This is a genomic window from Anabaena sp. FACHB-1391, from assembly GCF_014696755.1.
Lineage (GTDB): Bacteria > Cyanobacteriota > Cyanobacteriia > Cyanobacteriales > Nostocaceae > Dolichospermum > Dolichospermum planctonicum.
In genome coordinates this window covers 1-19,501 of record NZ_JACJQS010000056.1, presented here as the reverse complement: position 1 = coordinate 19,501, position 19,501 = coordinate 1, and the positions used below count along the sequence as shown (strand labels likewise).

20 protein-coding genes and 2 pseudogenes are annotated in these 19,501 nt (G+C 37.8%); 4 read left to right on the top strand and 18 right to left on the bottom strand.

Annotated elements, in window-relative coordinates:
• Nucleotides 1–70 precede the first annotated feature (70 nt).
• The 4 genes and pseudogenes from H6F62_RS19260 to H6F62_RS19245 all read right to left on the bottom strand — a co-directional run.
• Complete coding sequence (locus H6F62_RS19260; RefSeq protein WP_242026087.1) at nt 71–238, bottom strand: HindVP family restriction endonuclease; 168 nt, start codon at nt 236–238, stop codon at nt 71–73.
• A gap of 199 nt (nt 239–437) precedes the next feature.
• Nucleotides 438–1,076: a lysophospholipid acyltransferase family protein gene (locus tag H6F62_RS19255; RefSeq protein ID WP_190372742.1), complete on the bottom strand. Its 639-nt coding sequence runs from the start codon at nt 1,074–1,076 to the stop codon at nt 438–440.
• Between the two features lie 264 nt (nt 1,077–1,340).
• Nucleotides 1,341–2,345: a saccharopine dehydrogenase-like oxidoreductase gene (locus tag H6F62_RS19250; protein ID WP_137906547.1), complete on the bottom strand. Its 1,005-nt coding sequence runs from the start codon at nt 2,343–2,345 to the stop codon at nt 1,341–1,343.
• A gap of 134 nt (nt 2,346–2,479) precedes the next feature.
• Nucleotides 2,480–2,608: pseudogene (locus tag H6F62_RS19245) on the bottom strand (HEAT repeat domain-containing protein); the annotation flags it as partial.
• Nucleotides 2,609–2,634: 26 nt separating this feature from the next.
• Between H6F62_RS19245 and H6F62_RS19240 the strand changes: the two are divergent.
• Together H6F62_RS19240 and H6F62_RS19235 are read left to right on the top strand one after the other, a co-directional pair.
• Nucleotides 2,635–2,739: pseudogene (locus H6F62_RS19240) on the top strand (cofactor assembly of complex C subunit B); the annotation flags it as partial.
• A 46-nt stretch (nt 2,740–2,785) separates the two neighbouring features.
• On the top strand, nt 2,786–3,304 hold the full coding sequence (locus H6F62_RS19235) for a DUF456 family protein (RefSeq protein ID WP_137906548.1): 519 nt from the start codon (nt 2,786–2,788) through the stop codon (nt 3,302–3,304).
• A gap of 221 nt (nt 3,305–3,525) precedes the next feature.
• Here the strand turns inward: H6F62_RS19235 and nblB are convergent, their stop codons facing one another.
• The 7 genes from nblB to H6F62_RS19200 form a co-directional block, all read right to left on the bottom strand.
• Entirely contained in the window at nt 3,526–4,188 is a 663-nt protein-coding gene (gene nblB / locus H6F62_RS19230; protein ID WP_137906549.1) for a phycobilisome degradation protein NblB, read from the bottom strand.
• A gap of 43 nt (nt 4,189–4,231) precedes the next feature.
• Nucleotides 4,232–4,690 carry a CBS domain-containing protein gene (locus H6F62_RS19225; protein WP_137906550.1) on the bottom strand — a complete coding sequence of 153 codons (459 nt, stop codon included), beginning with the start codon at nt 4,688–4,690 and terminating at the stop codon, nt 4,232–4,234.
• Nucleotides 4,691–4,943: 253 nt separating this feature from the next.
• Entirely contained in the window at nt 4,944–5,366 is a 423-nt protein-coding gene (gene mutT / locus H6F62_RS19220) for an 8-oxo-dGTP diphosphatase MutT (RefSeq protein WP_190372741.1), read from the bottom strand.
• Between the two features lie 108 nt (nt 5,367–5,474).
• Nucleotides 5,475–5,816, bottom strand: a complete 342-nt coding sequence (locus H6F62_RS19215) for a DUF760 domain-containing protein (protein WP_190372740.1) — start codon at nt 5,814–5,816, stop codon at nt 5,475–5,477.
• A gap of 232 nt (nt 5,817–6,048) precedes the next feature.
• Entirely contained in the window at nt 6,049–7,005 is a 957-nt protein-coding gene (locus H6F62_RS19210) for an RNA polymerase sigma factor, RpoD/SigA family (protein WP_028084705.1), read from the bottom strand.
• A 670-nt stretch (nt 7,006–7,675) separates the two neighbouring features.
• Complete coding sequence (gene carB, locus H6F62_RS19205) at nt 7,676–10,984, bottom strand: carbamoyl-phosphate synthase large subunit (protein WP_190372739.1); 3,309 nt, start codon at nt 10,982–10,984, stop codon at nt 7,676–7,678.
• A 541-nt stretch (nt 10,985–11,525) separates the two neighbouring features.
• A complete protein-coding gene (locus tag H6F62_RS19200) occupies nt 11,526–12,080 on the bottom strand; it encodes a Dps family protein (RefSeq protein ID WP_137906554.1) in 555 nt (184 codons plus the stop codon).
• 349 nt (nt 12,081–12,429) lie between these two features.
• Here H6F62_RS19200 and H6F62_RS19195 point away from each other — a divergent pair, with 349 nt between their 5' ends.
• Both H6F62_RS19195 and H6F62_RS19190 read left to right on the top strand, forming a co-directional pair.
• Nucleotides 12,430–12,687: an Asr1405/Asl0597 family protein gene (locus tag H6F62_RS19195; protein WP_137906555.1), complete on the top strand. Its 258-nt coding sequence runs from the start codon at nt 12,430–12,432 to the stop codon at nt 12,685–12,687.
• 15 nt (nt 12,688–12,702) lie between these two features.
• Complete coding sequence (locus H6F62_RS19190; protein WP_190372738.1) at nt 12,703–13,323, top strand: (2Fe-2S) ferredoxin domain-containing protein; 621 nt, start codon at nt 12,703–12,705, stop codon at nt 13,321–13,323.
• Between the two features lie 146 nt (nt 13,324–13,469).
• On the opposite strand, the gene H6F62_RS19185 is transcribed toward H6F62_RS19190, so the two are convergent.
• From H6F62_RS19185 to H6F62_RS19155, 7 genes are all read right to left on the bottom strand, one after another.
• Nucleotides 13,470–13,793 carry a type II toxin-antitoxin system RelE/ParE family toxin gene (locus H6F62_RS19185; RefSeq protein WP_190372737.1) on the bottom strand — a complete coding sequence of 108 codons (324 nt, stop codon included), beginning with the start codon at nt 13,791–13,793 and terminating at the stop codon, nt 13,470–13,472.
• Nucleotides 13,794–13,799: 6 nt separating this feature from the next.
• Nucleotides 13,800–14,123, bottom strand: a complete 324-nt coding sequence (locus H6F62_RS19180; RefSeq protein WP_228036400.1) for a type II toxin-antitoxin system ParD family antitoxin — start codon at nt 14,121–14,123, stop codon at nt 13,800–13,802.
• Nucleotides 14,124–14,196: 73 nt separating this feature from the next.
• Nucleotides 14,197–14,748, bottom strand: coding sequence for a hypothetical protein (locus tag H6F62_RS19175; protein ID WP_190372736.1), 552 nt, complete (start codon nt 14,746–14,748; stop codon nt 14,197–14,199).
• Between the two features lie 15 nt (nt 14,749–14,763).
• Nucleotides 14,764–15,054 (bottom strand): HigA family addiction module antitoxin, encoded by a 291-nt coding sequence (locus H6F62_RS19170; RefSeq protein ID WP_137906558.1) that lies wholly within the window; start codon nt 15,052–15,054, stop codon nt 14,764–14,766.
• Between the two features lie 191 nt (nt 15,055–15,245).
• Complete coding sequence (locus H6F62_RS19165) at nt 15,246–15,920, bottom strand: choice-of-anchor C family protein (RefSeq protein WP_190372735.1); 675 nt, start codon at nt 15,918–15,920, stop codon at nt 15,246–15,248.
• A 722-nt stretch (nt 15,921–16,642) separates the two neighbouring features.
• On the bottom strand, nt 16,643–17,773 hold the full coding sequence (locus tag H6F62_RS19160; RefSeq protein ID WP_137906562.1) for a CO2 hydration protein: 1,131 nt from the start codon (nt 17,771–17,773) through the stop codon (nt 16,643–16,645).
• Nucleotides 17,774–17,832: 59 nt separating this feature from the next.
• A complete protein-coding gene (locus H6F62_RS19155) occupies nt 17,833–19,335 on the bottom strand; it encodes an NADH-quinone oxidoreductase subunit M (RefSeq protein ID WP_137906563.1) in 1,503 nt (500 codons plus the stop codon).
• Between the last annotated feature and the right edge of the window lie 166 nt (nt 19,336–19,501).

The following is a 19,501-nucleotide window of genomic DNA, read 5'->3' as shown; positions in this document are numbered from 1 at the left end:
GAAATAGTTGATAAAGTTATTTCTGTTGCTCTCGATTTGATGAATCCTCAACATTTAAAAAATTGGTTCACTAATTGTTGTTACTGTACCTCATAACACCGGGAAGTGCTGTATAACAAGCTAAGGATGCGGGAAAAGAATTATTAAATTGATTTTTTCCCCAACTTTCTCTTTGAGAAAAGTCTCTATTGGAATGAGTTAATCCAAATAAGCCTACTTGTACATTGTCTGGTTGCATTAGTCTAACTTTGATATTATTTAGATAATAATTTTATTATAAATTAATTTTTTGATATTTAGCTGATTATTTGGCGTAAGGTTCTTACTCGACCCAGGTACAGATTTATCTGGGTTTATCTGGGTTTATCTGCGGTTTATTGCTGATTCCTGTACCTGACTGAGAAAGGAAATGCTATAGTGCATCTCCTTTTTAAATTTTACCTGCCCAAATCGTGCATTTCATTAATTACCGCAGCGCATTTTTGAGTCACTCTTTCCAATTCTTCCTTATTATTAGAACTGGGAGCGTCAATTAATTGACCAATTCTAATAGTCAAAGGTACGGGACGAGGTAAAGAAGAACCGGGTTGTAAAATCTGCTCACTTCCCCATAAACACACTGGTAAAAAAGGAGCTTTGGCCTTAGCTGCCAGGAGGGCTGCACCTCTTTTTGGGTCACTTATGCGACCATCTGGAGTGCGTGTACCTTCTAAAAATACACCCACAGCCCAACCATTCTCTAAATATTCTAGAGCCGCACGGATAGCATTGCGGTCAGCAGTACCGCGACTGACGGGGTAAGCACCGTATAATTTAATTGCTTGTGCTAAAACAGGAACTTTAAATAATTCTTCTTTGGCCATGTAAGCGACTGGACGACGGACACAACTGGAAACTATAGGTGGGTCAAAATAACTAGCATGATTACTAACTATGATTACAGGACCTGTTTGGGGGACATTTTCCGCGCCATAAATTTTGCCCCGGAAGTATGTGTGTAGCAAGGGGCTAATCACCGACCACTTAAAAGCGTGATACAGTGCTAAACTAACTAAAGGTTCACGATTTCTAGTCACAAAAGATCACAAAAGATAATGTAAATGAAACAGAATATAAGTATACAGAATTAATTGACCAATACCTATGTCATTTAAGGTATATGACCAAAAACATAGGACACAAGCCCCGTCCTTCGCTCCTTAGTAGTTCATGAAGAAGCAAATTGCGCGTAAGTCCTATAAGTTAAAAAGTGCGATATTGATTTCACGGTTGTACTAGGTTTAGATCCCGGACTCCTTAAAGAAGTCGGGGATTTTGTTTTTTTGTTTTTTACCAATCACCTATTTTACAAACTTTGGCATGATTTCCGCTGCGGTAAATAAGCCAGAAATGCCCCTATTATGCAATTCTTGACCAGCTTTAAGATAACCAAAGGCTGGACCACACACATTGGCGGCCATGCTGGTTTCATCCCCTAATGTGAAGGTGTGAGTGGATATTTTCCCCTCAAAGGTGCGTCCGGTAACTTTCACATTTGTACTGAGAGGTTTTTGGGGATTACGGGTATCAACGACACCACCAACTGTGACTCTATCCCGTGAACAAATACCCGCTATTTCTAACATCACATCATCAGCGTGTTCCATATTCGCTAAAGTTAACACACCATTGGTTTTATCTAGTAATGCTTCTACCTCTGGGTCTGTCATGGCTCTAGCAGTTTCTACAGTATAACCGGGTATGTGGCCAATATCTTCCCGCACAGTAGCACGGTAAGCTTCCCAGTTAGCAATTCCTACACCAAAGGTAATTTCTACTTTGTGGACTTCAGCGTAACTTTGAGCGGCTAAAGCGGCAGCGGCGGTTAACAGTCCCGGAGTAGCACCACAGCCAGTCATGTAAGTAATTCCCGCTGCTTGTAGTTCATCTTTCATCGCTAAAAGTTGTTCTACGGCACTGGTGCGTTTTATAGCATCAACCAGGACACCGCGCCAACCGGCTTGAATGAACTGTTTAGCTACCGAAGGAATAAAATCATTAGGAAGGTTGGGTAAAGCCAGAAAATAACCATCTACAGGCTGACTGGTGGTGATTAAATCTTGAATACTGTTGTTGCTTAAAGTCCCAACGGATTCTAAATAACCCACTGTACCTTGATTTTGGTAGGTCGTGATACAAGCTTGGGTGTTTAAGCCTTCTCTAGAGTAAGCGTAACCTTTTTGGTCTGCGGCGGCGACGAGAATCATTTCCCGTTTGCTGGAAAGGAGTTTGGCTGCTGCTTGGCCGAGTCCACCGAAGCCGAGAACTCCGACGCAGAGGGGGAGGGGGAGGGGTTGTGTGTTCATAGTGTTTTTTTCTTTGTTTGATAATGGTTAATTATGCTTGATTTTTGATCAAGGTTTCGCGCTAAGACGCTCAGGAGCAAAGGCGCGAATAAGTAGATTAATTTGGGGTATAGTTATGATGCAGGAGTAAGTAATATAGCAATTTGTATTAATTCTAAACCGATATGTGGTTCTAATTCGCGTATTTGATTAACTGCACTTAAGCGATCGCCTAAGTTGTTAGAATCCAGTAATTCTTTTATAATATCAGCAGATACACTCATTTAACATTCCGTTGGTAAAGTAAAGAGTTTTAATTTTAGCAGCAAATCAACCGTGCAGTTATACTAAACAAGATGAAAACTGGACTGCGGGAATTACGGATAAATTAGCTGTTACTCTTAGTAATGAGTAATTTTTTTCTTCCTTCCGACTTCTAACTTCCGACTCTTAAATTAATTATGCAGATTATTTATTGGCTATTATTGGCTATAATGTTAGTGGGAATTATTGGTGCTGTAGTTCCTGCTATCCCTGGAAGCAGCCTGATTTTAATATCTATTATCATCTGGGGAATGGTCAGTCATTCCTTTGCTGCTATTAAAATTCCCCTGATTGTGACAATCATTGTTTTACTTCTGAGTACGGGAGTTGATTTCCTTGCTGGTTACATTGGGGCTAAACAAGCAGGTGCTAGTAAGTGGGGACAAATTGGCGCTTTTGTGGGTTTATTAATGGGATTTTTGGGATTATTACCCGCTTTACCCTTTGGTGGACCATTATTGGGAATTCTATTTGGACCATTATTAGGTGCAATTGTGGGTGAGTTCCTTTACCAAAGACGATTATGGTCTGCGGTAAAAGCTGGTATCGGAATTACCGTGGGAACGGTGGTGGGAAATTTGATTCAAGGTATCCTAGCTATCAGTGCGGTTATAGTATTTGTAGTGACGACTTGGCCGCAGGTATATGGGGGTTAAGAGAAATTTCCGCGAAAGATAAAAAATGTAGAGACGTTTTATGGAACGTCTCTAAAAGAGTTAAGTGTTACAGATAACACATATTTAATTTTTTAATTTTCACCTGATGTCTAATGATCAAGTTTTTGATATCAATCAAAAATCAAGTTATTTAGAAAAATTGAGAAATTAGAAAAATGAGTTCAGCAGTTGCGCTTTATCGAATAAACGCAACTACTAGGCTAAACTAACTGTAAAGCTTTTTTAGCTTCATGAGAAATAGCTTCCACTTCATCATTTACTAAATTGGCTAGAATAGTTTTAGCATCCTCACTATTTAAGCGAGTCAACGCTTGCACAACTCTGTAACGCACTTGCCAATCTGGATTAGTGCAGTATGGAACGAGGAGAGGAACTGCTTTTGTATCTCCCAACTCACCAAAAGAACTAATGGCCGCAGTTTGTATTAAGCCATTATCTGAAGAAATTGCTTCTTTGAGTAGTTCAAAGCCGCGTGGATCTCCTAATTCTCCCAAGGTCGCAATAATGCTAAACTGGACTAACCATTCTGATGTTTCTTGGTAAAGCTTTTGTAAGTCCTCAAAAGCATCATGTAATTTTAGCGCACCTAAACAGTCTGCTGCGGCTGCTTGCACATCTGCTTCGGGATCATAAAGTAAACCCCGTAATATTGTCAAGGATAATGGTAAATCCTGTTTTCCCAGGGTGTCCATTTGACTGACCGCAGCATAACGTACCCGCGCACTGCTATCACCTATAGCAATCTGTATTAACTCTAAACCGATGTGTGGTTCTAGTTCGCGGATTTGATTAACCGCACGTAAGCGATCGCCCAAATTGTCAGAATCTAGTAATGTTTTGATAGTATCAGCCGAAACAGCCATTTAATTATCCTATGTCATTTGTCCGTTAATCTTCTGGTGCTTCTTAGTCAGTAGCCATAGCACGAATAATATCACCACGAGTGAGAATACCAATGACGTTACCCCCATTGTCAAGAACAGGGAGACGCTGAACCTGGTGATTTTGTATCAATTGTGCTGCTTCTCTTAATGATTTATCAGGAGAAATAGCCACGGGATTTTTACTCATAACTTCTCCTACAGTTTGTCCTAAAGCCTTATGTAAATCTCGTTCATAAGTACCGGGATTTTGTAAATAAATCACACTATCCAAAATCATAATATAAGCGGGTGGAGTTACACCGGTTTCTTGCCACATCAAGTCTGTTTCTGATATAATCCCCACTAATTTACCTGCGTCATCAATTACAGGTAAACCGCTAATTCGTTTTTCTGCTAAAATCTGGATAGCTTCTTTTAAGGGAGTTTGAGGACGGACGAGTATAGGATCACGACTCATCACGTCAGCAACGGTTTTAGACATTTTTTACCTACACCTTTAATAAAAGTCCTTTTAACTATTGTAGAAAATTATTAGTAACAAATAAATAGTGTTAATAGATTGTTACCTTTGATTGTTGAAAAAAGGGTTAACAATATTTGATTTTTATCATAACACAAACAAAAGATCCCCGACTTCTTTGATAAATTATTATTTACCAAAGATTAACTTAAAAGTAGGGGATCTAAATGCAGGTTTAAAGATGTGTAAATATTGGGAATAAATGTCTAATTTATCAATTTTCCTGATCATATTTCCTTAAAGCTGTGATAATTTCCCCATTCGCTTCTGGGAAATTAAAATTATCTAATTCGTCCAAACTTACCCAGCGAACTTCATCACATTCTATAGTTTGGGGAATACCTGTTAAATGTTGAGAATGATGTACCGTTAAAGTCACCCGTAAATGAGCATAAGTATGATCAATAGTAATTAAATGTTCTCCAACTGCAATTTCTATTCCCAACTCTTCCGAGATTTCCCGTTTAATACACTCTTGAATAGTTTCACCAATTTCGATTTTTCCTCCTGGAAATTCCCATAAACCACCCATTGTACCTTGGGGAAGCCGACGGTCAATTAAAATTTGTTTTTGGTCATTCCAAATAACAGCAACACCAATAATTTTATGAGGAATAGAAAAATTGGTTTCATTCATATAATATTACCTACCAACTACCAATAAATAATCAAAAAACTCGGCAGATTAATTATATCTCTACCGAGTTGATCTTTGTTTTGATAATTTTCCTAAGCTACAATAATATTATTCAGCGCTATTATTCGCTTCTGTTGCTTGTACAACCATATCAAAACCCATCCTTTGCTCTGCATTCCGCAGAAAGTAACCACTAATCATCGCGGATGCTAATAAGCGACCTAAGCTTTCTCGACTGGTAGAAATAGTAATACCGAACTGTTCAGAAGGTAGATTTCCTAAAAGTCCGATAATATTACGTTCCATGACCTGTAAAACTTCGTGGGAACTGGGTTTGGATAATTGAGTAATTGTATCTGGACTTAATGATTTAACGTATTGCCATAATAAATTACCTGCTTCCGACTCACTATTAAAAAATTCTGATACTCGGTTAGATTGGTTACTCATGCTTGACCTCCTATAGTGTCACTGCTAACAATGGGGTTTGTGACTGAAATAATTGATAGTATCGTTGCTTCGATTTAGTTGACTATTATACAGATGATATTAATCATAATAGCAGATTATTCCCTTTGAGGGAGTCGGTTTAACCGTACTAGAAATGGGGGTTTTTTCACCTACTAGTATGGTTAGTATGGGTGGGGAAACTCCACCCATAAAGAAAGCAGAAAACAAGCGACTAACTTGCAAGATATTCATTCATAGTGGCTTTAGATTTGCGAAGTTTACTTAAAGCTTCGCGTTCAATTTGACGAACCCGTTCCCGGCTAATATTCAGGACTTCACCAATTTTAGCCAAAGTTAAGGATTGTCCATCTTTTAGTCCAAAGCGTAGACTAATTACATCCTGTTGTTGGGGGGTGAGTTCTGACATCATCCGCTCTAAGTCATAAGATAGGGAAGTTTGCATGACAAAATCTTCCGGTGTTGCACCTGTATCTTCTAACATTTCCCCAAGTTCAGTATCATAATTATCTCCTAAACGCAAATCTAGAGATAATGGCAGACGAGCCTTTTCTAGATATTCTCGCACCTGTTTAGGTGTGAGGTCTAATTCTTGGGATAACTCAGCTATCGTAGGCGCACGTCCCAGACCTTGGGATAGTTGACGCTGGGCTTTTTTAATTTTATTGAGTTTTTCGGTAATATGAATAGGTAGGCGAATAGTCCGGGCTTTTTCGGCAATAGCACGGGTAATAGCTTGACGAATCCACCAATAAGCATAAGTAGAGAATCTATAGCCTTTAGTGGGGTCAAACTTTTCTACACCTCTTTGCATACCAATACTGCCCTCTTGAATGAGGTCAAGTAAATCAACATTGCGCTTAATGTACTTTTTGGCAATAGACACAACTAATCGGAGATTGGCCTCTACCATTTTCCGTTTGGCTATTTCACCTTGGGAAATGGCCTGATTTAATTCTGATACTTCTAAATCAGACGCTGCGGCCCATGCTTCTAAACTTGGTGGATGACCCAACCGGGTAGCAAGACCTTCCCGGATCTCATGCAAGGCAGTAGATCGTTGCACCTGTTTACCATAAAAAATCTCTTCTTCGTGGGTGAGGAGTGGCACACGGCCAATCTCACGCAGGTAAGTCCGCACGAGGTCGGTGGCTGTTTTAGCGGTCTTCATGGCGCTACTCTTTGGTAATGGTGGGTTACACTATTGTGTGCTGTGTGTTGATAGATTCGTGAACCGAATCATCGTATTGGGAGGTTGCTACCTAATTGGACAGGAAACCCTGATGATGGTTGACAACAAAAGCGCCTAGTCAAAGACTGTTGCTCATCTTTTGGGAAATTAGGTATTTTACTGCTAAATACTACAGTTATATCCTGGTTTTTACAAGTATCTATAGCTTAGATACAGGGTAGCAAGTCAGATATTTTTTGCGTCTTTAGCGATATTAAGAATTGTAACATTTATGAGAATAATTTGACTACCGCAAAATCCGCACTTTCCCAGCAAACTGACATCACCTCAAAATCTCAAGTTCCTGAACATCGTAGATTTAAAGGGTTTGAGCCAAATTCTCCACGAAAAAATTCCTTCCTCATATTTGTTAAAATATCTCAATAATAACCATAATTATTCTCTTGTAACAATTGCTTAATGTTTGTGTTAATGGTCCATGGTTAAGAAAATAGGACTGAGGTAAAGGTAAAATCCGGTTGAAACCTACTTTTTTCCTTCCTGTCCTATCCTTCGACAACACCTGCGCTGAACGCTTCTATTTCTAGAATGTGGTTCATTCTCTCGTCACTGGGGCTTAGGTCTTAAAAAAATAACTGACAATTGACAATTAACTCTTAGGACAGTATTCCTGGATAACTTTGACATCTAAGGTGGTATTTTGCAGAGAACGGATAGCAGCGACTGTAGCCCTAGCGCCAGCAATGGTGGTAATAATGGGGATTTTGTAACCTAAAGCTGTGCGACGAATTAACTTAGAATCTGCATGAGCTTCTTCTCCAGAGGGTGTATTGATAATGAGTTGAATGTTGCCATTTTTGATAGCATCAAGAACATGGGGACGACCTTCATGGAGTTTAAGAATTGATGTCACCTCTAACTCTGCTTTTTGCAGAATTTGGCGTGTACCTTGGGTGGCCATAATTGTAAAGCCTAATTTAATAAACTCTTTAATCACATCTGCGGCTAAAGGTTTATCTCTATCACTCATAGACACAAATACAGTTCCCTGAAGTGGTAGTTTTTCCCCCGCACCTAATTCGGCTTTAGCAAAAGCGCGGCCGAAATCGCTATCAATGCCCATTACTTCCCCTGTTGAGCGCATTTCTGGACCTAATATGGTATCTGTACCCGGAAATTTACTAAATGGTAAAACGGCTTCTTTAACGGCTATATGTGAGGGAATAACTTCTTTAGTGAATTTCAATTCCTCTAAGGTTTTACCCGACATAACCAAGGATGCGAGTTTGGCTAATTGTACGCCTGTTGCTTTAGATACAAAGGGAACTGTCCGTGATGCTCTGGGGTTAGCCTCCAGAATATACACCTGGGGAGAATAACTATTATTACCAACTATGGCGAACTGAATATTCATTAATCCCACTACGGATAGAGCTTGTGCTAGTTGTACTGTCCATAAACGGATTTGGTTTAGCACTGCTGGAGATAGGGATATAGAAGGTAAGGTACAAGCGGAATCACCTGAGTGAATACCCGCTTGTTCGATATGTTCCATGATGCCACCAATAACAACGTTACCAGTGTGATCGGCGATCGCATCTACATCCACTTCAATGGCATTTTCTAGGAATTTATCAATTAAAATGGGGTGTTCTGGTTCTACTTGAACTGCAAAGGTCATATACCTTTCTAACTCAGTATCAGAATAAACTATTTCCATTGCTCGTCCTCCCAGTACATAACTAGGACGCACCACCACTGGATACCCAATACGCTTGGCAACAATTAAAGCATCTTCATAACTTCTAGCCATACCATTAGGCGGTTGAGCGATATTTAATTCTTGAAGAATCTTTTCAAACCGTTCTCGGTTTTCCGCCATGTCTATAGAATCAGGTGATGTTCCCCAAATCTGGGGATTTTGGATTTTGGATTTTGGATTTTGGATTTCCCCATTTTGTGAAACATTAAAAATGGCTGCTTGTTGTTGAAGATACTCTTGCAATGGTACAGCTAATTTTAATGGTGTTTGGCCACCAAATTGGACTATTATCCCCAGGGGATTTTCGGCTTCAATGATATTGAGAACGTCTTCTTTTGTTAACGGTTCAAAATAGAGGCGATCGCTGGTATCATAGTCTGTAGAAACCGTTTCTGGGTTAGAATTGACCATAATAGTTTCATACCCGGCATCATGTAAAGAATACGCAGCATGACAACAACAATAATCAAACTCAATCCCTTGTCCAATACGGTTGGGACCACCTCCCAAAATCATCACCTTGGGTTTATCGCTAGGTAATACTTCCGTTTCTTCTTCGTAAGTAGAATAATAGTATGGAGTCAGGGCTTCAAATTCCGCCGCGCAGGTATCAACGGTTTTGTAAACAGGGATAACTTCTAAGTATTTGCGATAGGTGCGAACTTCGTCTTCCTTAGTTTTAGTACAATATGCTATTTGGCGATCGCTAAAGCCATTTCTTTTGACAGCATACATCTGTTCTTTTGTCAACTGCTTTAAGGGAGTGCGTTTGAGAAACTTTTCTATTTCTAGCAGTTCTTGTAACTTATCTAAAAACCAAGGGTCAATGGCTGTTAATTCGTAAATTTCCTCATTACTAATTCCCAATTGCATAGCATGACGTACAGAAAAGATTCTTTCTGGGTTTGGTGTCCGCAACTGGGCGCGAATTTGTTCACCGCTGGGCAATTTTTCGGACTTATCAGCACCCCAACCAGCGCGGCCTGTTTCCAGAGACCGCAAAGCCTTTTGAAAAGATTCATTAAATGTGCGGCCAATGGCCATGGCTTCACCCACTGACTTCATTTGTGTCGTGAGTACCGATTCAGAACCAGGGAATTTTTCAAATGCAAACCGGGGAATTTTTGTGACAACATAGTCAATGGTTGGTTCAAAACAAGCGGGGGTTTTCTTGGTAATATCGTTTTGTAGTTCATTCAACGTATAACCCACCGCTAATTTAGCCGCAATTTTGGCGATAGGAAAACCCGTAGCTTTGGAAGATAAGGCCGAACTTCTAGATACACGGGGATTCATTTCAATTACGACTACATCACCATTTTCGGGATTTATTGCAAACTGGATATTAGAACCACCGGTTTCTACACCAATTTCCCGGATAATTTTAATGGCCATGTCCCGCAGCCGTTGATATTCCTTATCGGTGAGAGTTTGAGCAGGGGCAACCGTGATAGAATCTCCTGTATGAATCCCCATGGGGTCGAGATTTTCAATAGAACAGATAATAACAACATTATCGGCTAGATCTCGCATTACCTCTAATTCATACTCCTTCCAGCCCAATAAAGACTGGTCAATGAGAATTTGGGAAACCGGACTAGCGTCAATACCCACCTGGGCCATTTCTTCAAATTCTTCTTGATTATAGGCGATACCGCCCCCCGTCCCCCCCATTGTAAAGGCTGGACGGATAATTAGGGGATATGTACCGATTTCTAAAGCGATCGCTTTTGATTCTTCTAAAGTAGAAGCTGTACCGCTGGGACACACTGCTACGCCAATTTTCGCCATGGCCTCGTTAAACAGTTTCCTATCTTCGGCTTTTTCAATGGCTGGTAATTTCGCACCAATTAACTCAACATTGTACTTTTCCAAAACGCCATTTTTTGCCAAAGCCACAGCTAAATTCAACGCAGTTTGTCCACCCATAGTTGGTAACAAAGCATCTGGTCTTTCTTTGGCGATAACTTTTTCCACTATTTCCGGTGTCAGCGGTTCAATATAAGTGCGGTCTGCTGTTTCGGGGTCAGTCATAATTGTCGCTGGGTTGGAATTGACCAGCACTACTTCATAGCCTTCTTCTCGCAAAGCTTTACAGGCTTGAGTTCCAGAATAATCAAATTCACAGGCTTGGCCAATGACAATGGGTCCTGAACCTAACAGGAGAATTTTTTTGAGGTCTTGACGACGGGGCATAGTTTTTACCTTAGATGACAAAAATACAAATCTTGGACTATTTTAAAGGTCTTTACCCCCTATCATGCCATTCATTATCAACTTTTCCGGGTAGCGAACTGCTTGCAGCAGTGCTTCGCTATCACTAACAGAGGAAAGAATTATGGATATGGAGGATTTTTCTGACTAGTTTTCATATTTTTTGTTCACGCAGGGGCGCAAAGACGCAGAGAGGTTAAGTGTTTATTTATTGGTTATAAGTTATAATAATCAAGTTGTTGCCAAATATTTTTATTTGCTTAATTATTCTTTTTGACATAGATTATCAATAATTTATTTTTAGATATATGTGAAATATTTAAGAAATTGCATTTATATTTAAATGGATAAATGACAATATTTTTAATTAGCTTTAATTAGCTAAATATAAAAAATATGCCATTATAAAAAATGGCAGAAAGCATAATTTATACTTTTCTGCCAAAAGGATTAATTTTGTAAAATTCTCAATTACTAAAAATTTTTACCATTTAAGTTTAGTTGAATCGAGATTACGAAAAGTTTAGTTTTCAGCCCGTTGGACAAAACCCAAGGTTAAACTATCTTTGGCTAAGAAGTGAGCTAAATGATAAGCTCTTTCTTCAGTTTTTAAGAGGATTTTTTCGTACAAATACCTTGTACCTCTATCACCCAAACTCTCAGCCTGTGAAGCTTGACGGCGAATTACACCAATTAATGCTTGTTCGGCTACTAGATCATTTTCTACCATCTTTCGCGCCGAAAATACACCATCTGCTTCTGTTTCAAAACAGCATAATTCAGCTAATTTACTAAAACTTGCTGCTGGTATTCCACCCAAACCATTTAAACGTTCACCGATTTCATGAATGTGATCTTGTACTTCTTTGTAGCTGGAATTGAAAAATTCATGCAGGGAATTAAATTCCGCACCTTCAACTACAAAATGATGTTTTTGATATTGTAGATACAATGCCTGAAAACTAGCTAATACGACATTGAATCCTTCAACAACTGGTGCGGTTACACTGTGATCTAATAATACAGGATTGTCATAAACCTGACCAAAATTGTGTAATATAGTTTGCGTATCAGACATGGTTTTCCTCTCTTTTTAAGAGTTATAGTTTTTAACTGCTTACCTTTAACATCTTAGCATTTTTAAAATAAAAACAAGGCTACTAAATATTAAAAACTTTGACATTACTAGTAATTGCAATCATCAATTTTTGTAATATATCTACCTTTGTAGCTATATATATTGACTTAAATCACAAAATGTGCATATCCACCAATTTAAAAAAGATGAGATTTTTTCTCAAAATTAATGACAATATTTTGCACTTAGTGTATTCTAGAGAAAGAGGCTAAACTCCCACTAAGTTGTAAATTTAGGCTGTGAGTTTCTAGTTTTACTGCAATTTTATGGCATTTTGGGGGCTATCCACTTGAAATCTTCTAGCTCAGAAACAGACAAAAAGCACGTTATTGATATAGATTGGGCAGACCGTTGGCAGGTTTATCAACGCTTACAAGAATTAGATATAATTTGTATTTGTGATACTAACCAGCCTTTAATGGTAGAAGTAAATAACCTCACCGCAGCTATTCAACTCTGGAGTGTAATTAAACAATTTACTGCTTCTCGTCAAGACTTGATTGGGAATCTTGAAAATTGTTGGTGTATTCGTTACCAAAAATTTTAGTTAGATAGGGGAAAAATGAGTATATATACTAATTCACAAGTAACAGAATTTTGTTTTGAGGGCAGATTTTTGGATTTTGTCATCAAGGATGGATATAAGCTAAAAGGCTTGTTATTATGGACTTCCGAAGGTGAATGTTATATAAAATTAGCCAAACATTTACGGAGTGCTTTTGATTTGCGTTTACCTCAAGGGACTTGGTTACAAGTTGTGGGAACAAAACAATACAACGCCAAAAAAGATCAGGTAACATTGGTAGCGGAACGAGTTATGGCTGCGAGTGCTGATATGGGAACGGTTGTAGAGCAAAATCTAGCTAAGACGAAACCGGACAAAGTGCAAACAATTCTAGTTTGTCAAAAATCTGATTGTATGAAGCGCGGAGGTAAAGCTTTGTGTCAAGCTTTGGAGTCAGAATTAACAAATCATGGTTTAGAAAATTCAGTCGCTATTAAAGGTACTGGCTGTATGAAAAACTGTAAAGCTGGTCCTAATTTAGTTATGCCTGATAAAACTCGTTATAGTAAAGTTAAAGCTGAACAGGTTGCAGATTTAATAGATAAGCATTTTTCTGGGGAAATTCGGGAGAAAAGGGAGGATTTAATGGTAAATATTCCCACTTTTGTTGAAGTTTAGATCCGTAGGGTGTGTTAGCGACAGCGTAACGCACCCTAAACTTGATTAAAGAAACAATCATTACTTTTAATTATTTATTATCATTAATTCTACGTTACCCTGTTATTGGTTATTGTTGGGTTTCCTTGTGTCAACCCAACCTACGTTCATAATTGTAAATCCTCATCTAATATTGTTCCGATATCTCTTGCACTATGAATAACTCGCAAAATATCAATTTCTGATTCAAAAATGCGATAGAAAATCAGATATTTTCTAAATCCTTTAATTGATTGTTGTCGAAGATCTGTTAAATTAGGATGAGAAAATTGACAGATTTTTCCCATAGCTGGAGTTTTAGCTAATTGTTTAAATGTTGTTTCTGCTGCTATTAAAAAGCGGTCAGAAACATCTGAATTATCTTCTGCTATGTAGGTTGCTAAATCTATCAAGTCACGGATAACTTGAGGTCTTTTTTTAATTTCAAACATCACAAGCTAAATTGCACCTTGACGGTTGTTAATTTTGTCTCTGACTGCTTGACGAATATCTTCCCATTCTTGTGCTGTCATTTCTGTAGCTTCTCCAGAATTTAATCCTTCTAAAAGCATGGTCTGTAGTTGTTCCTTTGCTCTTTGTTTTTGGTCTTGTCGTACTAATTCCCGAAAGTATTCGCTAACACTGCTGTAACCACCTTGTGCTACCAGTTGTTCTACGTAAGCTCGCATGGTGTCAGGTAAGGAAATATTCATACTTTTCATGAGGTGATTTCCGTGAATGTTATTTTCTATATTATGGCAGGTTTTGTCATTTTCTGCCATTACTAGAAAAAACGATTGATCATAGTTGGTGTTGTTGGGTTTCCTTGCGTCAACCCAACCTACAAATATATGGTTAGTTAATTGCAACAGAAGATACAGTAAGGGATGATAAGAAAATCATTATTTCTTGTATTAATGAATGTTGTTGTAATATCTTAATTTCTTCATCATTGATATTACCAAATATTTTCTCATTGATTGATTTTTCTGTGCCTAAAACTGTCTCTAAAAATTCTTTAGGTTTACTTTGAGCAAATTTCCATTCTAAATCATTAAATTGACGTTGGGCGATTTTTTCAATTAATGGTTTATTTTGGAGAAATATAATTTCTATTTCGGGAATAGCTAAAGATACTTGAAAAGGGGTTTTAGCCGCAGCACGACGTAATAAATAATTAACTAAATCCCTTTTTTCAAATATTTGAGATTCGTTATCTGTATTAGCATCTAAAATTAAGATTACAGGAATGTGTCTAGTAGCAATTAGAGAACTTGCTAATGATCTTACTTCATACTGACTGTCACCTACTACTATTTTCACATCTTGAATTAAATTTTTAGGCAGTAATTTTTCTAGAATTTCTTGGTTTTTATTACCTTCTAATACTATATAAGATAAAGTCATGATAAAACCTCTGTTTTAATAAGGAATAATTTGATTTAAAATTTCTCCTAAATTTCTTTTTGCTTCCATTATTTCATAAGCGTTTTGCAATCGTAAAAAATAACCATCTGAAAGTCTAAAATAGCGACAGAGACGTAAATCTATATCTGCCGTCATTTTAAGTTTACCTGTAATAATTCCTTGAATAGTAGAATAAGTTAAACCTAAATTAACAGCTAAAGTATTTTCGCTGATGTCTAATTCTTCTAAAAATTCATATTTTAAAATTTCACCAGCATGGGGATTATGTAGTAAGTTGTTTTCCATGTCATTTTCTCCTAATGGTAATCCACTATTTCTACATTATCAGCATTTCCGTTTTCTTATATAAAACAAACATAGATATAAAAAATAGGTTACTATCAATTAGTAACCTAAACAATCATTTGGTAAAAGATTCAAAATAAAATAGAGATTTTATTGTTCAGAGAGATGAATTGTCGAATCGAGAACAGCAATTACAAGCTTTTGCTTCTGTTTTGAGAAAGCTTGTTTTTGCACCACAAACCAAACCCAAAGAGAACAGTGCTACCAACAACAGGGAGCGCGTCGGTTTCCCAGGGAACTGCTGTGACGACGACATTATCCAAAACAGGCCCATGGGCGGTATTATCGAGACTGGCAAAGGAAAGGGTAGTACTATTACCACTGGCTACAAAACTAAAGGTTTTGGACAACCATCCCATATTCGCGAAAGTTTTCCCCGTAACATCAAAGGTAAAATCCTGGGAACTTCCCCCAGCCGACAGCCTTAATGTTTTAACTGTTGGATTACCTTCCGGATTACCAGCCAAATCGAAGCTAACTGAATACTGATTTCCTGGCTGAGTCACAAAAGTTTGTGCGATACTCCCAGCTTCCAAACGACTTAAATCTAAACTAAAACTACCATTGGAATTCTGCCAATATGCGTTGACATAATCAATACCCCCACTGGTAACTTTCCAATCATTAATGGCAGTTGAATCAGTCGATAGTTCTACAAAACCAAAACCACTGCCTAATGATGAATTTTCAAAGCTACCATTTTTGATCAAATTGATGGCTGAAGCAGGATTGGTCGCTAATAAAAAAGAAGCAGAGAAACCAGTTAGAGTAACAATCTGAAACAGTGTAATGGGAAATGTTTTCATTGTAATTATGAAGATAAGTTAGTTGTAGCGTGCGTTACTTAGATGCACACTATTTAGGGTTCGCTCAAAAACGAATCAGCATGAATCAGCAATTCAGCACGATAAAATAAACATACATTTTTCTGTTAAAACCCTGAAATAACCTATTTATAAGGTATTTGTTGAATTTACACTTGGTTATATATGTTGATTTTTTAACGCCAACTTACTTAAAGTAACGAGAAATATTATACTACCAATTAAAAAAAGCAAGCTCCTTAACAAAAATTAATTGACCGTAACCATTTACATCGACTAACAAAAACTGTCGGTAAAGAACTATTTTTTGATTGAATATGGGTGGTATTTCCGAAAATATAGTGTTATTCAGATCCAATCTGGAATTTAAGAATCCAAGCTGGTAATAATACTTTTAAAGGCAATATTAGTATGATAACTCATACTACGTATTTGTGGCAACTGCTGATGTTATAGCAATTTGAGTCTTGAAGGGGTTTTTAACTAACCACTCCAGACACAGACAACAACCAGAAGAGTCATCTATAACTAACTCCCAATTAGTCTTGTTTTATTTAATGGTATTTAAAATTGCTTATGCAGTGAAGATAGTTCTTCCTCGTCGGTACTATGATAACACAGTCCTAGCTTCGTGTCAAGAGATTTCTTTCTTTTAAATCCGCAAAAATTATTTTTTGGCAATATGATAGGGTAGTTATATTAGCCTATTTATTGACTTCTAATAACCGGGAGTTTTCTAATCTTGACAGCCACTTTTCTAAATAAACTTGAATGGCTTTTTTCTCAGATGGATCTTGAGTATCTAATGGATAAGGTAAAAGTCCTAAAATTGCGGCCGTGGTGACGCAAAACATGGATTTTTGGAAACTCATACAAATTTGTACTCGTAAATCATCTTCACTCCTGAGACTGCGACGATAAATACTATGTAAATATTCTGGCAAATAATGACGCATATCCTGCATTAATAAAGTTGGGGGAATCCCCGCACCACCAATAGGTAAAGGATCGGCGTATAATGCACCATATTGGAATCGAGATTGATCTGGAGGAACTTGATATGCTTGGGCGTTTAAAGAAACTGTTCCTAAAAATGGTGTTCCTCTAAAAAATACTGCTTCTACATAGGGAATTGCGGTATCTGCAAGGAAGGTTAAACCAACTGATTTAGGAATAATATCATAGACTTTACCACCAATTTTGACGCTGTATGTAATTGGTTTAATTGCATCTGCAACTAAAGCCAGTTTAATATGTTCTACAACTTGGGGAATAGATTTAATTTCGCCGTTGTCATAGCGGTCTGATAAATTCAGAAACATATCAGCCATAACTCGCCAAAATTGACCTAAACCAGTGTAATAAGCTGAAACTCGTAACTGTTCTGTTAAAAATTCAGGAAATAGTTGATTTAATCCCAACAGCAGGGGATTATATTTAAATTTAGCAGCAATAACGGTTTTTGCTCTATCTTGAAACTCCTGAGTATCTAAGTATTTGTCTAAACCGCCACCACCATGCCACATCATGGTTTTCATGCAATATTCAGCATATTCAAAATTAATCCGATCATGCCATAAATGACGGATTAATTTAGCAAAAGAAACATCACCATCAAAATATTTAAAGAAGGGAAAAAACACTAAAAATTGATGTTCAGCGATGTAAATGAGGTTTTTAGAATAGGCATCTAAAACTATACCATAACTTTTGAGAATGCCAACAACTTCTAAAACGTTTTCGGGGCTATCTTTGAGTAATGCACCACCATTTTGTAAGCGTTCAAGATACTCAGATAGGGGGTTGTAAGCGGGCTTTTTTTCAGTTTTTACCATACTATTTCTCCTGTAATTGAATTAGAACTCAAAAGTTAAAAGGCTGAATCATAGGCCTTTTAACTATTTTGAATAGCTATTTTATGCTCACTGTTGTGTACTAGATTACTGGTGTTTACCATGGTGGTAATTGTGGTTTCGGTGTAATGTGCCAGCCAAGTGGGTTGAATGCCGAAAATGAGGATAAATACAGCTAAAATAATAGCAGGAAGGCGATCGCTCCAGTAAACACGAGGTAGGTTGTAAAGTTCCTCTGATAACCGTCCAAAAAAGGCACGATTGACAAGATTTAAGAAATAAACGGCAGTTAAACCATTTCCTAACATTCCCAACAATGTTTGGACCGGGAAAACTGCAAAACTGCTGCGAAAAACGATAAATTCGGCAATAAATCCCACCATTCCGGGTATACCTGCACTAGCCATGACTCCCATAATCATTAAACTACCAATCAGGGGTAAACCGCGTTCTGGATTGAGTAGTCCCCGAACCACGTTTAAATCTCGGCTACCAGTTTTTTTATAGACAACTCCTACTAACAGGAATAACATAGCGGATATTAATCCGTGACTAATCATTTGCATAACTGCCCCTAATACGCTTAGAGGAGTAGATGCGGCGGCGGCTAACAAGACATAGCCCATGTGTCCGATAGAACTATAAGCCACCATTTTTTTCATATCTGTTTGCGCTATAGCACAAGAAGCTCCAAATAAAACACTAATTACTGCCCATGTAGCTAACCAAGGGGCTAAATAAGCCCAAGCATCTGGTAACAAATTCATGCCAAATCGCAGTAGGCCATAGGTCCCTAACTTCAGTAGTATTCCAGCCAAGAGAACAGATATGGGTGTAGAAGCTTCAACGTGGGCATCTGGTAGCCAAGTATGGAAGGGAAAGAGGGGGATTTTAATGCCAAAACCGACCAAAATGCCTACAAGGAGTAAAATTTGAGTAGCTAAGGGCAGATTTTGAGTATTTAAGGTCAAGAGTGCAAAACTGGAAGAACCACTTAACCAAACTATACCCAGGAAACTAGCTAAAATGACGATTCCCGAAAAAGCGGTATAAATGAGAAATTTTGTGGCTGCATAACCTCGTCTTGCACCTCCCCAAATGGCAATTAGCAAATACAGGGGTATTAATTCCAACTCATAGAACAGGAAAAATAATAATAAATCCTGTGCTAAAAATGCTCCAATTACCCCAGTGGTTAAGAGAAAAATTAAGGAATAGTAAAATCTAGGACGTTGTTGAGATTCATCACTACTATAAATAGCAATACAAGTTAATAGTCCATTCAGAAGTAATAACGGCAGGGATAAACCATCTATACCCAGATTGTAATTTAAGCCAATGGCATCTACCCAAGGTAGGGATTCTGCAAATTGTTGAGTAATGTCTCTGGGGTTAAACTGAATGGCTATGAAAATACTCCATAGAAAAATAACAACGCTAAAAACTAAAGCTATAATTCGGGCTAGTTTACCAGAGATGGTAGAAGGATAAAAACCAATGAAAGCCGCAGCAATTAACGGCAGTAAAATCAATGTACTGAGCATAGTTGACAGTTGACAGTTGACAGTTGACAGTAGACAGTTGACAGTTGACAGTAGACAGTTGACAGTTGACAGTTGACAGTTGACAGTTGACAGTTGACAGTTGACAGTTGACAGTTGACAGTTGACAGTTGACAGTTGACAGTTGACAGTTGACAGTTGACAGTTG